10 protein-coding genes are annotated in these 14542 nt (G+C 36.9%); 7 read left to right on the top strand and 3 right to left on the bottom strand.

Features of this window, described 5'->3' with window-relative positions; translation table 11 throughout:
• The first annotated feature begins 449 nt into the window (after positions 1–449).
• From CYAN10605_RS08315 to CYAN10605_RS08335, 5 genes are all read left to right on the top strand, one after another.
• A complete protein-coding gene (locus CYAN10605_RS08315) occupies positions 450–1433 on the top strand; it encodes a metal ABC transporter substrate-binding protein (RefSeq protein ID WP_015219498.1) in 984 nt (327 codons plus the stop codon).
• Between the two features lie 140 nt (positions 1434–1573).
• A complete protein-coding gene (locus CYAN10605_RS08320) occupies positions 1574–2365 on the top strand; it encodes a metal ABC transporter ATP-binding protein (RefSeq protein ID WP_015219499.1) in 792 nt (263 codons plus the stop codon).
• A 264-nt stretch (positions 2366–2629) separates the two neighbouring features.
• Positions 2630–3493 carry a metal ABC transporter permease gene (locus CYAN10605_RS08330; RefSeq protein WP_015219500.1) on the top strand — a complete coding sequence of 288 codons (864 nt, stop codon included), beginning with the start codon at positions 2630–2632 and terminating at the stop codon, positions 3491–3493.
• 141 nt (positions 3494–3634) lie between these two features.
• A complete protein-coding gene (locus CYAN10605_RS18835; RefSeq protein WP_015219501.1) occupies positions 3635–3805 on the top strand; it encodes a DUF8621 family protein in 171 nt (56 codons plus the stop codon).
• Positions 3806–4867 carry a DUF3326 domain-containing protein gene (locus CYAN10605_RS08335; protein WP_015219502.1) on the top strand — a complete coding sequence of 354 codons (1062 nt, stop codon included), beginning with the start codon at positions 3806–3808 and terminating at the stop codon, positions 4865–4867.
• 572 nt (positions 4868–5439) lie between these two features.
• Here CYAN10605_RS08335 and CYAN10605_RS08340 read toward each other — a convergent pair.
• Positions 5440–6597, bottom strand: coding sequence for a glycoside hydrolase family 10-like protein (locus CYAN10605_RS08340; RefSeq protein WP_071880493.1), 1158 nt, complete (start codon positions 6595–6597; stop codon positions 5440–5442).
• Between the two features lie 1675 nt (positions 6598–8272).
• On the opposite strand from CYAN10605_RS08340, the gene CYAN10605_RS08345 reads away from it, so the two are divergent.
• Positions 8273–10741, top strand: a complete 2469-nt coding sequence (locus CYAN10605_RS08345) for an ATP-dependent Clp protease ATP-binding subunit (protein ID WP_015219504.1) — start codon at positions 8273–8275, stop codon at positions 10739–10741.
• Between the two features lie 302 nt (positions 10742–11043).
• On the opposite strand, the gene CYAN10605_RS08350 is transcribed toward CYAN10605_RS08345, so the two are convergent.
• On the bottom strand, positions 11044–12108 hold the full coding sequence (locus CYAN10605_RS08350) for a mannose-1-phosphate guanylyltransferase (RefSeq protein WP_015219505.1): 1065 nt from the start codon (positions 12106–12108) through the stop codon (positions 11044–11046).
• 363 nt (positions 12109–12471) lie between these two features.
• On the opposite strand from CYAN10605_RS08350, the gene CYAN10605_RS08355 reads away from it, so the two are divergent.
• Positions 12472–13764, top strand: a complete 1293-nt coding sequence (locus CYAN10605_RS08355) for an LCP family protein (protein WP_015219506.1) — start codon at positions 12472–12474, stop codon at positions 13762–13764.
• A 292-nt stretch (positions 13765–14056) separates the two neighbouring features.
• Here CYAN10605_RS08355 and CYAN10605_RS08360 read toward each other — a convergent pair whose 3' ends face one another.
• Complete coding sequence (locus CYAN10605_RS08360; protein ID WP_015219507.1) at positions 14057–14431, bottom strand: hypothetical protein; 375 nt, start codon at positions 14429–14431, stop codon at positions 14057–14059.
• Positions 14432–14542 lie beyond the last annotated feature (111 nt).

Here is a 14542-nt window from a genome sequence, read left to right on the forward strand (position 1 = left end):
TATGAAAGGGCTTTAGACCCACAGGTTTTTGAGAAAAAAACTTGCTAACTCTCGGACAATGTCAGCATAACTAAAGTCAATTCTTTTCGTACTTTATAATTGTCTATAATTTAAGATACAACTGTTCTGAAACTAATTTGTCTCTACATTCCTTAGTTTTATCTGAGAAAGGTTGCTTATAACTTAACGGTTGGGCTTAAAAATATCCGATTAGGAGCAGGTCAGATTTTAATTAATTATTAATTTTTAATTGCTTATTGCCAACCCTCGGCGACACCACTTTTTCATCAGCCCCAGATTAAAGATTGATGTTTTAGTTTCGTTTCCTTTTATCCCCTAATTCAACTAATACAAGTAAAACTAAGGTTGTTTATCAAAAATGATGGTTGATGTTTGGGTAAATTTTAAGATATTATGAAAAGAAAATGAATAAAAAATGAAAAATCTTTATGATAAGGTTTTCACAATCTCAAAATAAACTTTTAATATTTACTGTTTTACTGGGATTTGCTTTGATAGGGTGTAATGGCTCGTCAGAAATAAACCAGAGCAGTAATCCAGAAAGTGAACAAATAAATAATACAGAGTTGAATAATGAGCAAGGAAAAAAGAAGGTTTTAACTAGCTTCACTATCTTAGCTGACATGGCGAAAAATGTGGCTGGAGATAAATTAATTGTTGAATCAATAACCCGTGTTGGGGCTGAAATTCACGGTTATGAGCCTACTCCTAGTGATCTAGTGAAAGCTGAATCAGCGGATTTAGTTCTTTATAATGGCATGAATTTAGAACGCTGGATGGAACAATTTTTAGGAAATGTGCAAGATGTTCCTTCTGTCGTATTAACTGAAGGTATTGAACCAATTCCGATTAAAGAAGGTGCTTATATCAATAAGCCAAATCCTCATGCTTGGATGTCTCCCCAAAATGCTTTAATTTATGTGGAGAATATTCGTCAGGCTTTTGTGGAATTAGATCCAGAGAATGCTGATACTTATAATAATAATGCAAAGGTTTATAGCGATAAAATCAAAGAACTCGATCGCATCTTAGAGTCTGATTTAGCGAGGATTCCCGAAGATAAAAGATATTTAGTCAGTTGCGAAGGGGCGTTTTCCTATTTAGCCAGAGATTACGACTTAAAAGAGATTTATCTATGGCCTATCAATGCTGAACAACAATTCACCCCGAAACAGGTGCAATCGGTGATTGAAAAAGTTGAAGCGAATAATATTCCTACTATTTTTTGTGAAACTACTGTCAATGATGAAGGACAAAAACAAGTGGCAAAAACTACAGGGGCAAGATTTGGCGGAAATCTATATGTGGATTCTCTTTCAAGTGAAGAAGGTGCAGTGCCGACTTATCTGGACTTATTAGAATACGATATTCGCACTATTACTAATGGTTTGTTAGCAGGAGTGAACAATTAAAAATTTTTTCCTAATTGACAAATAAAAAATCAATGTCAACTAATAGTTAACAATGCTCTCTAAAAACTAAAAATTGTCAACCAAAACATAACATAATTTTTACCCAAAAACCTCATTTATAAACTTTAAGGATAAAATCAATGATGAAAACCCCAACTCAACCCTTAAATATTAATTTCGAGAATCTCAGCGTTACCTACAGCAATGGGAAATTAGCCCTTTATAATGCTTCTTCCAGTGTCAAACAGGGATCAATAACGGCTTTGGTTGGTCCTAATGGTGGGGGTAAATCGACTCTATTTAAGGCGATTATGGGTTTTTTAAAACCAACAGTGGGTAAAGTTAGTATTGGTAATTTATCCGTTTCTGAAGCCCAAAAATCTCAATTAATGGCTTATGTGCCTCAAGCAGATGAAGTAGATTGGGATTTTCCCGTCAGCGTTTTTGATGTGGTAATGATGGGGCGTTATGGTTATATGAATTTTCTACGTATTCCCAGTCAAAAAGACCGTCGATTAGTAATGGAAAGTTTAGAAAGGGTGAATTTGGTCGATTTTCGTCATCGGCAAATAGGGGAATTATCGGGAGGACAAAAAAAACGAGCTTTTCTGGCAAGGGCTTTGGCACAAGAGGGTAAAGTTATTCTTTTAGATGAGCCTTTTACGGGGGTTGATGTAAAAACAGAGAAAAATATCATTGACCTTTTAATACAATTGAGAGAAGAAGGACATACAATTTTAATTTCTACCCATGATTTAGCTTCTATTGCTACATTTTGCGGTCACCGAAGGTGCGGCTACGCCGACCGCACTATCCTTTTAAATCGTACTATCTTAGCGGAAGGAGTCACGGAGGAAACCTTTACGGAGGAAAATTTAACCATGACTTTTGGCGGTTTACCCATGAATAGTGTTAAGCAAATATTTAATTAAGGGATTAGAGAGTTCAAAGTTAGGAATGAGGTGTCAGGTTTTAGGTTTCAGGTTTAGGGGAGCAATGAGAAAGAGGTTTCAGGTTTCAGGTGTCAGGTTGCAGGTGTCACAGGTGATGAGGGGATGGGGGATGAGGGGAGAGGGGGAAGTAGGGGCGAATGGCCATTCGCCCGTACAGGTGTTCGGAGTTTTTAATTCTTAATTCTTAATTTTTCCTTTGCCTCTTGCCTTTTGCCTTGTCTTAATTACTAATTTCCAATTAAAATGATTGTGTTTTCTAGTTTAGTCTCATGGTTACTTGAACCCTTACAGCATAGTTTTATGGTGAAGGCTATTTGGGTAAGTGCCTTTGTGGGGATTGTTTGTGCGGTATTATCTTGTTATATAACCCTCAAAGGGTGGTCATTAATGGGAGATGCGGTTTCCCATGCAGTTGTGCCGGGGGTAGTCGTAGCCTACGCTTTAAATATTCCTTTTGCCCTTGGTGCGTTTATTTTTGGTTTTGGTGCAACGGTGGCCATTGGTTATGTGAAATCAAAAACTCGTCTTAAAGAAGATACCGTAATAGGTGTAATTTTTACAGGATTTTTTGCCCTCGGCTTAGTTTTAGTTACCAAAATTCCTAGTAACATCGATTTATTTCATATTTTATTTGGTAATGTTTTGGGTATCTCCCCAGAAGATATTGTTCAAACTCTAATTGCAGGTGGTATTACTTTAGTTGTAATTTTAATACGTCGTAAAGATTTACTACTTTTTTGTTTTGATCCCAATCATGCTAAGGCTATCGGCTTAAATACCAAAACTATCTACTATACATTGCTATCTCTTTTAGCTTTGACTATTGTAACGGCTTTACAAACGGCGGGAATTATTATGGTAGTAGCGATGTTAGTAACCCCGGGTGCGATCGCATATTTACTTACAGATCGTTTTGATCAAATGTTAATCTTATCAATAGTTAGTAGTGTTCTATCTTGTGTTTTAGGCACTTATTTAAGTTATCATTTTGATGTTTCTACGGGGGGAAGTATTGTCGTTTTAATGACCATAATTTTCATTTTAGCGATGATTTTTGCTCCTAAATATGGCATTATCAATCAAAATACCAAAATATATTCTGCTTAACTTGTTTACTGATACTTCAAATAATCATATAACCTATCTTCCGAGTTAAAAATAATCGATATTATCCAACTGAGGTCGAGAATAGAGTTTCTTTTTTGATAGAATTTTTTTACACCAGTTATTCATTACTACCATGGGATAATGACAACTCATTTTATTAGTACGGAAATAGCCTTACCAGCGAATCCTCTTATCCTTAAACAGGAAATTGAACAAACATTAAATCAGCAGGGTAAACCCTTAAGATGGGCAATTACCTCAGTAAATGAAATAGAAAAAAAAGTTAAAGTAGAAGCAATAATAACCAGATAAGTGACTAACAATAAACCTTACTCCACAGTTTTAATTATTCCCACAGGAATCGGTGCTGATATAGGCGGTTATGCCGGGGATGCACTACCCATAGCAAGAGCCATAGCACAAGGATGCGATCGCCTCATTACCCACCCTAATGTTATGAATGGGGCAAATTTATATTGGTCAACAGATAACATCTATTATGTAGAAGGATACGCCCTCGACCAATTTGCCAGTGCCAAATGGGGATTGCAACCAGTCAGACAAAATAATATCGGTATCATTTTCGATCAAAGTATTGAAACAGAATTATTCTACCGACATATACAAACTATTGATGCTGTTAGGGCAACTTTAGGAATAGAAATCAACGAATATATTATTACCGATGAACCATTAGGAGTAGAGTTAAGAATTGCTGATAGCGGAGCAAGTTGGGGTACGATCAAAAACCCAGATAGTTTATTAAGAGCAGGAGAAAAACTGATTAAAGAAAGGAAAGTTAATGCCCTTGCCGTTATTGCTCGGTTTCCTGATGATAATGATAGCCAAGCCCTACAAAATTATCGTTATGGAGAAGGTGTTGATGCTTTAGCAGGGGCAGAGGCAGTGATTTCTCACTTATTAGTAAGAGAGTTTCAAATCCCTAGCGCTCACGCCCCGGCTTTATCCCCTTTACCCTTAGATATTAATATATCACCAAAAGCGGCCGCTGAGGAATTAGGTTTTACATTTCTTCCTTGCGTGTTAGTTGGTTTAAGTCGAGCCCCTCAATATACACTAACAAAAGACAACTATAGCTTTTGGGCAGAGGATGTAAATTGTTTAATTGTTCCTGCAAATGCCTGTGGCGGAAGTGCAACCCTCAGCTTTAGTGGCTTGAATACTTTAATAATTGCTGTAAAAGAAAATAGCACGGTTTTAGATGTCACCCCAGAAAAATTAGGCTTAAATGTTGTCACCGTTAACTCTTATTTAGAAGCGATTGGGGTAATGGTTGCCCATCGTGGTGGCATTAGTTTACAAGCGTTAAAACCGAAAATAAATTCTATTTTTACCAAAAAATCGTGGGTCTAAAGTTCCCTGCCGTTTACGGCATTAGTGATACATAACATTTTTTTAGAGGAAAGGTAATCAACCTCTTTAAAAACCTCGAATCTAATCGATTTATTGAACGAGGAGCTGTCTCCTGAACTTGGTTCAGGAGCTTGTAAGCTCCGTCTTGAAAACCAAAGTCATAGGGTTCTGTCGGGAAAAGCTCCGACAGGTAAAGTCTTTGAGCAGTAAGTACAGAGAAACCAAGTATTTTAATTTCTCAGGTAGGGTAGGGCATACCCGAACCGCTATTGAAATAGAGCATACGCTTGAGGAGAGAACCATCTCTGGACTAATTTAAGCAATTGGGTTAGTTTAAGTGGACTCGATGAACCAAGAATCCTCGTGCATTCATGCCGAGGAGTGTCAACTTCTAGCTTGTATGGCAATCCTATCCTGAATTCAGGATCAATTTTCATCTCTGAGTAATACTGGAAAGGGTAAAGGGCAAAAGTGTTCAATTAATAACACTAACCCTAACACCCTAATCCCCTCATCTCCCCATCTCCTAAACACCCTGACACCTTAATTGATATTTTTAAACTGAACTAACCTCATATTTTACTGACAGGAAAACGAGGCTGAGGATTGTAAAATAAAGCCCTAACAACAGCTTTTCTCAAATCGGGTGTTTCAGTTGGTTTTTCTATCCAAAGAGTTTCATAATAGAAAAATGAGACACCTAATCTATATCTTCTTGCTTGTCTAACCTTGTCTTCAATAAGAGTTATCGGGCTTGGATTATTTCTTAGTCCTGTTAGAATCGCAACCCCTGTAGGTATTTTTTTACGAGCATTTTGCACTTCAGGTACATTCAATTCCCGAACAAAACTATTCAAATCTGGGCGGTAAACTTGAATAATTAATTCATCCACAATACCTAAATTAACCCATCTTTTCCAATCCTGTAAAAAGAGATTATAAGCAGTGGAGTAAGGATTAGGAGCAACAGAAAAAATAAAATTGGGATTTCTTTGTTTAAGAAGAGTATTTAATCTCACCATGAAATCAGTAATTTTATCAGCACGCCATTTTACCCATTCTCTATCTTGAGGATTAGCAGGAGGGTTTTTTTTCGTTTCTTGTTTATAAAGATTTACGGTATAAGGATCATATCCAAAGTCTCGTGGTAGCGCCATATGATCATCAAATTGAATACCATCTACTCGATAGCGGGTACAAATTTCCAGAACTAAATCAGTTATAAACTGTTGCACTTGAGGATGAAAAGGGTTTAGCCAGACAACTTGCCCGGCCGCACTATTTCCTATCTTACTGCCATCTCGCCTATTGGTTAACCATCTAGGATGCTTAAGTGCTAACTCCGAAGAAGGAGGAGCCATAAAACCAAACTCAAACCAAGGTACAACCAAAAGTCGATTTAAATGACCTTGATAAGTAATTTCTGCAATCATGTCTTTATTATTACCCGCTTTAATGATAGGTATTCCTACTCTTTTTGCCACAGCACTATCATAAGAAACATAACCAGAATTCCAGACAACAGGATAAATAGTATTAAAGTTAAGTTGAGCTAATTCTTGAATACTTGATTCCAATTTAGGAGTATCTAACCATATATCACTATCATTTTTCGTAATCCAGACTCCTCTAATCTCTGCAAAGGATGTTTGACCCCATATTTTTGAAGGTTGGGGTAATGTTAGGACCATTAGTAAGGAGATAATAAACAAAATTACTATTTTTTTCATTCTTCAAATATCATTCAATTTTCTAGGGAGTTTTATTCTTGTTCAAAAAGTGATGTTATTTGTTTTTGATATTTTCCTGTATTTCAAATAATTTTCACCTTCACCATAATATCAAATGAAAATTTTTCTTATGATTTTTGCTGGTTGATTACATCAGTTTGAGACAAAACTTCTTTGGGTTAATAGTGAATAGTGAATAGTTAATGGTGGATAGTTAATAGATTTCAATGGAAAGTTAGAAATTAAAAATAAACAAACCATTCTTATCTAAGCTCGATGAAAAAAGTATTGAAAAATAAGGATTTGAGAGCTATTAATCGACAAGATTTTCCTTGAAAACATTATTAAATTTGGGAAAAATCTGTTTAAAATTAATTTCATAGCAGTTTATATAACCTCAGTTCGGTTTAATAATATCGGATAAGGGTAGGTGTCAGGAATGGGGGGATGAGGGGAAAGGGCAGGGCTGTTTCATACTAAAATCTTTGTTTAAGAGGGAGTAATAAGTAACGGTGCGATTCGTTCGCTAGAAACTAGATTTATAATCTAGGGGATTAGCGGCAATGTATCAATTTATTTAGTACATTGACAACTTAATCATCATGTAGGTGTAAATCCTACCCTCTTGATACTTGGAGTGAAAGCGTCTCCTGTTGCTGGAAAATTGGTAACTTTCTGGTGATGAGCGAGGAGAGAAGGCGGTATCTGATAGCCCCCATTGGACACCCGCCAAGCAAGAACTTATGGATAGCGAAAGTCAAGATGTATCTGAACCATCGTTAATTACAAATAGCTAAAGGGGCTGTTAAGCTATGAACAAAATGTTAATGGAACTAGGGTAAATAATGTCGTTACGTTATTTACAAGTATCCCATATAGTTCTCGGTGGATAGCATCATCCTAACAGTTCAATCAATGATGATTAGGAACGAAGTAACCCTCAACGGTTCTGTGAAAACAGTAGGAAACCATCCATAAACCATTGAAGGGAGAGGATGTCTCTAAAAGCAAATGCTTTGGGTAACTCCAAAGATAGGCAGACAAGAGACGGATAACAAAGATGTTTGGGGATAAGTAATGGTGTTATGCTTTGGATACCCTTTTTGAGGTAAAAGATATAGCTGTGAAAACTCATCAAACAAGGAAATAGATTAATTTCTGCTCATGTCAAGAGCTTTGTTATTCAGGAGCTGTATGCGGTGAAAGTCGCACGTACAGTTTTGAAGCAGAGTGCGAGAAGGTGACTTCTCGTTCGACTGTAACAGCAATGAGTAATGAGTTTTGATAATTTATTATGATTAATTGATTGTTTCAAGATTTTTTATTCTTACTTAAAATCTACAAATCAAAAATCCCCCCATCTCCCTCTCCCCTTATCTCCCGCTCTTTTTTCTTTCTCGAAAATGAAACAGCCCTGCTTTTAGTCATCACTCATAGATGAAAATTTATCCAGAGCTCAGGTAACTTGATATTATTGCTGAACAACAAAAGTAAATAAAGGCTATTTTTCTGAGGTGACAATTATTTTTCTTGTTTTCTAAAATGGCTGTTTTTTCCTTTTTTCAAAGTGTTAATACAGATTACCGAACAATTGAATGTACCCTCAGACACAGACTAACCCTAATCCTATGTTAAAATCAGCTATAAACATGGCATAGGGTGAGTAAAGACAATTATGTTTGAACGCTTCACAGAAAAAGCGATAAAAGTGATTATGTTAGCCCAAGAAGAAGCTCGTCGCTTGGGTCATAACTTTGTTGGTACTGAGCAAATACTGCTCGGTTTGATTGGAGAAGGCACTGGAGTAGCGGCAAAGGTGCTCAAATCGATGGGAGTTAATCTCAAAGACGCTCGGATTGAAGTAGAAAAAATTATTGGGCGTGGTTCTGGTTTTGTAGCGGTAGAAATTCCATTCACTCCAAGAGCGAAAAGAGTCCTAGAATTATCTTTGGAAGAAGCTCGTCAATTAGGTCATAATTACATCGGTACAGAACATTTGCTTCTCGGTTTAATTCGTGAAGGAGAAGGGGTTGCCGCTAGAGTTTTAGAAAATCTGGGAGTGGACTTAGGTAAGGTTCGCACTCAAGTAATTCGGATGTTAGGTGAAACAGAAACCACTGCAGTAGGTGTGGGTGGTGGTAGTCGCTCTAATAAAACTCCTACTTTGGATGAATTTGGCTCTAATTTGACGGTTTTGGCGGTGGATGGGAAATTAGATCCTGTGGTTGGTCGTCAAAAAGAGATTGAACGGGTAATCCAAATTTTGGGTCGTCGCACTAAAAATAATCCTGTGTTAATTGGTGAACCCGGGGTTGGTAAAACTGCGATCGCAGAAGGTTTAGCTCAACGTATAGCGAATAAAGATGTTCCTGATTTATTGGAAGAAAAAAGAGTTGTCACCCTTGATATTGGTTTATTGGTAGCTGGTACGAAATATCGTGGTGAGTTTGAAGAAAGACTCAAAAAAATCATGGATGAAATCCGTCAAGCAGGAAATGTTATTCTTGTAATTGATGAGGTTCATACTTTAATTGGTGCTGGGGCGGCAGAAGGTGCGATCGATGCGGCGAATATCCTCAAACCTGCTTTAGCTAGAGGTGAGTTACAGTGTATCGGTGCCACCACTCTTGATGAATATCGTAAGCATATTGAAAGAGATGCGGCTTTAGCAAGACGTTTTCAGCCCGTCATGGTGGGTGAACCTAGCGTAGAAGAAACCATCGAAATTTTATTCGGGTTACGGGAAAAATATGAGCAACATCACAAGCTCAAAATTGCTGATGAGGCTTTAGCGGCGGCGGCTAAATTGTCTGATCGTTATATCAGCGATCGCTATTTACCAGATAAAGCTATTGACCTTATTGATGAGGCTGGTTCAAGAGTACGCCTCTTAAATTCTCAACTTCCTCCCGAAGCAAAAGAATTAGACCAAGAATTGAGACAAGTTCTTAAAGAAAAAGATGAAGCGGTGAGATCCCAAGATTTCGATAAAGCAGGAGAATTGCGCGATCGAGAAATGGAGATTAAAGCCGAAATCAGATCTTTAGCAGATCAGAAGAAAAAAAGTGCCGACATTAACGATAATCCCATTGTCGATGAAGAAGAAATAGCTCATATCGTTGCTTCTTGGACTGGTGTACCCGTTCAAAAATTAACCGAATCTGAAGCTGATAAACTCTTACACATGGAAGAAACTCTCCATCAAAGAATTATCGGTCAGGAAGACGCTGTAAAAGCTATTTCTCGTGCTATTCGTCGTGCTAGAGTGGGCCTGAAAAATCCTAACCGTCCGATCGCATCTTTCATCTTTTCTGGTCCCACTGGTGTAGGTAAAACCGAACTTACCAAAGCTCTTGCAACCTACTTCTTTGGCTCAGAGGATGCAATGATTCGCTTAGATATGTCAGAATTCATGGAACGCCATACTGTTTCTAAATTAATTGGCTCTCCTCCCGGGTATGTAGGTTATAACGAAGGAGGACAGCTAACAGAAGCAGTTCGTCGTCGTCCTTATACTGTAGTGCTTTTCGATGAAATTGAAAAAGCCCATCCTGATGTATTTAACCTACTACTACAAATTTTAGAAGATGGACGCTTGACCGATTCTAAAGGTCGTACCGTTGACTTTAAAAACACCCTCTTAATCATGACCTCGAACATCGGTTCAAAAGTCATTGAAAAAGGTGGCGGTGGTTTAGGATTTGAATTGGAAGAAGATCAAAATGAATCTCAATACAATCGCATTCGTTCTCTAGTTAACGAAGAATTGAAAAACTACTTCCGTCCAGAGTTTCTCAACCGCTTAGATGAAATAATCGTCTTCCGTCAACTCAATAAAGAAGAAGTAAAAGAAATTTCGGAAATCTTGTTAAAAGAAGTCTTTGCCCGTTTAACTGAGCAAGAAATTACCTTACAAGTAACCGATAAATTCAAAGAGCGTCTAATCGAAGAAGGATTTAACCCTGCTTATGGAGCTAGACCTTTACGTCGTGCTATCATGAGACTACTTGAAGATATTTTAGCAGAGGAAATTTTATCTAAACGTCTTCAAGAGGGTGACTCTGCTATTGTGGATATTGGCGAAGATGGAAAAGTCATCATCAATGCCCAAAGAGAAAATCCTTTATTAGCAAAAGCTAACTAAATTTGGCTTTAGGGTTCGGAGTTAGGGGTTAGGGGTTAAAATAACTAGATAACCTGAGTTTGGGATAAATTTTCATCTATGAGTGATAGGGAAAAGGGCAATGGGCAAGAGGCAAACCCCCCTTTATCCCCCCTCGAGAGGGGGAGGGCAAAGGTAAATAGTTGAGTTCATAATTAAGAATTAAGAATTAAAAACTCCGAACACTTATTATTTATTACTTGTTTCCTCCTCTCCTCTCATCACCCTTTGTCTCTACTCATTACTCCTTACTGATTACTCATTACTTTCTCCGAAACGCCTAATTATAAGAAATTATCTTTATTTTCTCTTTGTTGTAATAATTTGAGAGCTTTTTTAATATCCTGTGTTTTATTTTTATGGGCAATTAGAGTGGCATTTCCTTCCCTAACAATAACTAAATCTTCTACCCCAATCGTCATGACAATTTCGTCAGACTGATTGTTATAAATAATATTATTTTCGCTATCTTGATTAAGAGAATCTCCCACCAGAATATTGTTATTTTCCTTTGCCAAAAGTCTTTCTAAAGCATTCCAATCTCCTAAATCATCCCAACCAAATTCGGCCCGAATCACGTAAGCTAAATCAGTTTTTTCCATTAAGGCATAGTCAATACTAATTTTTTCTAACTGTGTATAAGCTGACTTTCCCTTTTCTTGTAAAGGTTGTAAAATTTGCGGTGCGTGTTTTTGTAATTCTTCTAACACCACTTCTACAGGAAAAATAAACATTCCACTATTCCAACTATATTTTTGCGTTGCAATAAACTCTTTTGCTGTCTTCTCGTCAGGTTTTTCAGTAAAGCGAGTTACTCGATAGAAGGAAATACCATCATTTTCTTCTTGTTTCTCCCCTTGTTCAATATAACCATAACCGGTGGAAGGATAGTCTGGTTTAATTCCTAAAGTGATGATACCTTGCTTTTCTTGAGCATATTTTATTCCAGTCTCAATGATTTTCTCAAATTGTTCTTGATTCCCGATATAATGATCCGCAGGAAAAAAAGCTGTAATTGCATCTTCACCATAGCGACGCTTTACTTCTAAACTAGCCCATGTAACAGCGGGGGCTGTATCTTTTGCTGTGGGTTCAACTAAAATATTATCAGGTGGCAATGAGGGTAACTGCTGTTTCACCCCTTCCGCTAATAACTCAGAGGTGATAACCAATAAATTTTGCCAACCTCCTGCTAGGTTTAATAAGCGATTTGCGGTGGTTTGCAATAAACTTTCATCACTGTTATCCAAACACAGAAACTGTTTTGGACGTTGTAAACGACTTAAAGGCCAAAATCTTTCTCCTTTTCCTCCTGCTAAAATAACAGGTATAAATTTGTTATTTCTCATAATTAAAAATGTTTGCTGATTCTATATAAAATCTAAATCAAATGAAATTGGAAGGGTAAAAAATAAATAATAATTCTTGCTTATAAATGTTCAATTATTTATCATACTTGTTCATAAGTCTAGCTATAAGCCCGAAATGCTCAGAAAAATCGAATTCTTTACCAGATGTCTATTTCCCTCTTCCAGAAAAATTGTAATTGAATTTGTCAAGAAATTCTTTTTGACGAAGTCATTTAAGGTCACTATAGTATGGTATATGTATCAGTGATCTAAACCACAAAAACAACCTCAATTTTTGAACCCGAAAATAAATTGGCACGTCAATCCTATAATTCTAAATCTAAAATAAAAAAAACCTATTCTGTGAAAAAATCAGTTTCTCCTTTATTACAGGGCTTTATTTGGGGAGGATGTTTTACCCTCACTGCGGCTGTTTCGGGTTTTGTGGGTATGACAGTGGCATTGAAAAGCCCTTTGCCTGTAAATATAGAGCCTTTTACGGAAAAGTTACAGGCTTTGAAACGTTTTGGTTTGTCAGCGTTATTTACGTCACCTCTTGAGCAGTCAACTAATATCTTAGTAATGGGTATTGATAGAGTGCCTAATGCCGAGGGTATAGATAAATTTACCGGTCGTAGTGATACAATGTTACTGGTACGTTTAGAACCTGAAACTCATACCTTAAAAATGCTATCTATTCCGAGGGATAGTCGTGTGCGTTTACCAAATGGGGCTTACACAAAGATTAATGGGGCAAATGCAAGAGGGGGAGTGCCTTTAGTTAAAGAGGTTATTCAAGATAATTTAAACGGTGTTACAGTAGATCATTATATCAGGGTGACTACTGACGCATTTAAAAAGTTAGTGGATTTGGTTGGGGGTGTGGAGGTTTATGTGCCTGTAGATATGCAATACATCGATCGCACTCAAGGATTGTATATTGATTTAAAACAAGGAAAACAAGTCTTAAATGGAGAAGAAGCAGAACAGTTTGCTCGTTTTCGTCAAGATAATTTAGGTGATATAGGTAGGGTACAACGACAACAAATACTGTTGAAAGCATTGGGTGACAAGATGCGATCGCCCCAAATGATATTTAAAACACCGCAAATAATTGACTTATTGCAAGAAGAAATAGATACAGATTTAACATCTTCACAAATAATGACACTGGCAGGTTTTGCGCTTGGTTTAGACAAAAAAGATATTAGAATGTTAATGTTACCCGGACGTCCAAGCTATCCTAGAGAATATCAACTAAGTTATTGGCTAATTTCCGAGGAGAATAAGCAAAGCGTTATCGAAGAATACTTACAAATCGAAAATGCAACCCCATATAACCGCCTTTCTCCCAGCCGTATCCGTATAGCTATCAAAAACGCCACTCCCAACCGACAATTAGATGATAAATTAGCGGAATTGTTAGGAGAAAACGGTTATCGCAATGTTTACATTAGTCAAAAATCCACTATTCCCACCACTACCACTCAAATTATTGTCCAGAAAGGGGATAATGAATCAGCCCAACAAATTCAAAGGGTGTTAAATTTTGGTGAATTAGAATATTCATCTACAGGAGATATTGATTCCGACATTACCATTATCTTGGGTACAGACGCAGAAAAGTTATTAGAAGAAAATAGTTTTATTAACTGACGTTACGTACTTGTTAACCTGAGTTTTGGATAAGCTGAAAGCATTATTTTCTCCTAGTCAGAAAACCTTATAGCTTCTTCTTAGAAATAACGATAAAATTGCCTTAATCCGAACTGACGTTAAAAATATATTCAACTCCTACCTACCACCCCAAACCCTAAGCCCCTACTTCCCCCTCTCCCCTCATCTTCTCATCTCCCTAACACCTGCAACCTGCAACTTGCCTGACACCTAACCTTATCGGATATTCTTACTGAATAACAGAGGTTATATTGTGTGTAACTTCGGTTTTTTAGTAAAAAGCATCTAAATCGAGAGCTTTTGAGCCTCCTTCTAATAATTGAATAATCAGTTTTTGTAATTGATTCCAAATTAAACCACCAATTAGAAGAGTTAAAGCCCCAGAAATGAGATAGGATATAACACGGTTATAAGTAAAAATCTCTAAACCCGCCGCTAGAAAAATACAAATTCCGAGACAAACCCCAAAAAATGGTAAAGTTAGACGAGACATCGCACTCATATCAGATGTTCTATTTTTTTGTCCCCGCTTCATCCAAATATTAACCTGTTGTTTTAATGTTGATTCAAAAGCTAAACCACAAGTAACACCAATAAAAAAACCAAAAAACAATAACCCTAAAGGAGGCTCTGGAAAATAATACATAGATAAACTTTTGATTTTAATGACTATTGTAAATAATTTATTTGTTACAAAATATTAACACCATTCGACACCAAAGAATTAGGAATATTTAACCTCAGTTCGGTTTAAGAA

Origin of the sequence: Cyanobacterium aponinum PCC 10605 (assembly GCF_000317675.1) — a bacterium.
Classification (GTDB): domain Bacteria; phylum Cyanobacteriota; class Cyanobacteriia; order Cyanobacteriales; family Cyanobacteriaceae; genus PCC-10605.

Bases quoted from the DNA above. Each gene is read 5' to 3' on its own strand.
- CYAN10605_RS08315 (WP_015219498.1), top strand. From the start codon at position 450: ATGATAAGGTTTTCACAATCTCAAAATAAACTTTTAATATTTACTGTT.
- CYAN10605_RS08320 (WP_015219499.1), top strand. From the start codon at position 1,574: ATGATGAAAACCCCAACTCAACCCTTAAATATTAATTTCGAGAATCTC.
- CYAN10605_RS08330 (WP_015219500.1), top strand. From the start codon at position 2,630: ATGATTGTGTTTTCTAGTTTAGTCTCATGGTTACTTGAACCCTTACAG.
- CYAN10605_RS18835 (WP_015219501.1), top strand. From the start codon at position 3,635: ATGACAACTCATTTTATTAGTACGGAAATAGCCTTACCAGCGAATCCT.
- CYAN10605_RS08340 (WP_071880493.1), bottom strand. From the start codon at position 6,597: ATGAAAAAAATAGTAATTTTGTTTATTATCTCCTTACTAATGGTCCTA.
- CYAN10605_RS08345 (WP_015219504.1), top strand. From the start codon at position 8,273: ATGTTTGAACGCTTCACAGAAAAAGCGATAAAAGTGATTATGTTAGCC.
- CYAN10605_RS08350 (WP_015219505.1), bottom strand. From the start codon at position 12,108: ATGAGAAATAACAAATTTATACCTGTTATTTTAGCAGGAGGAAAAGGA.
- CYAN10605_RS08360 (WP_015219507.1), bottom strand. From the start codon at position 14,431: ATGTATTATTTTCCAGAGCCTCCTTTAGGGTTATTGTTTTTTGGTTTT.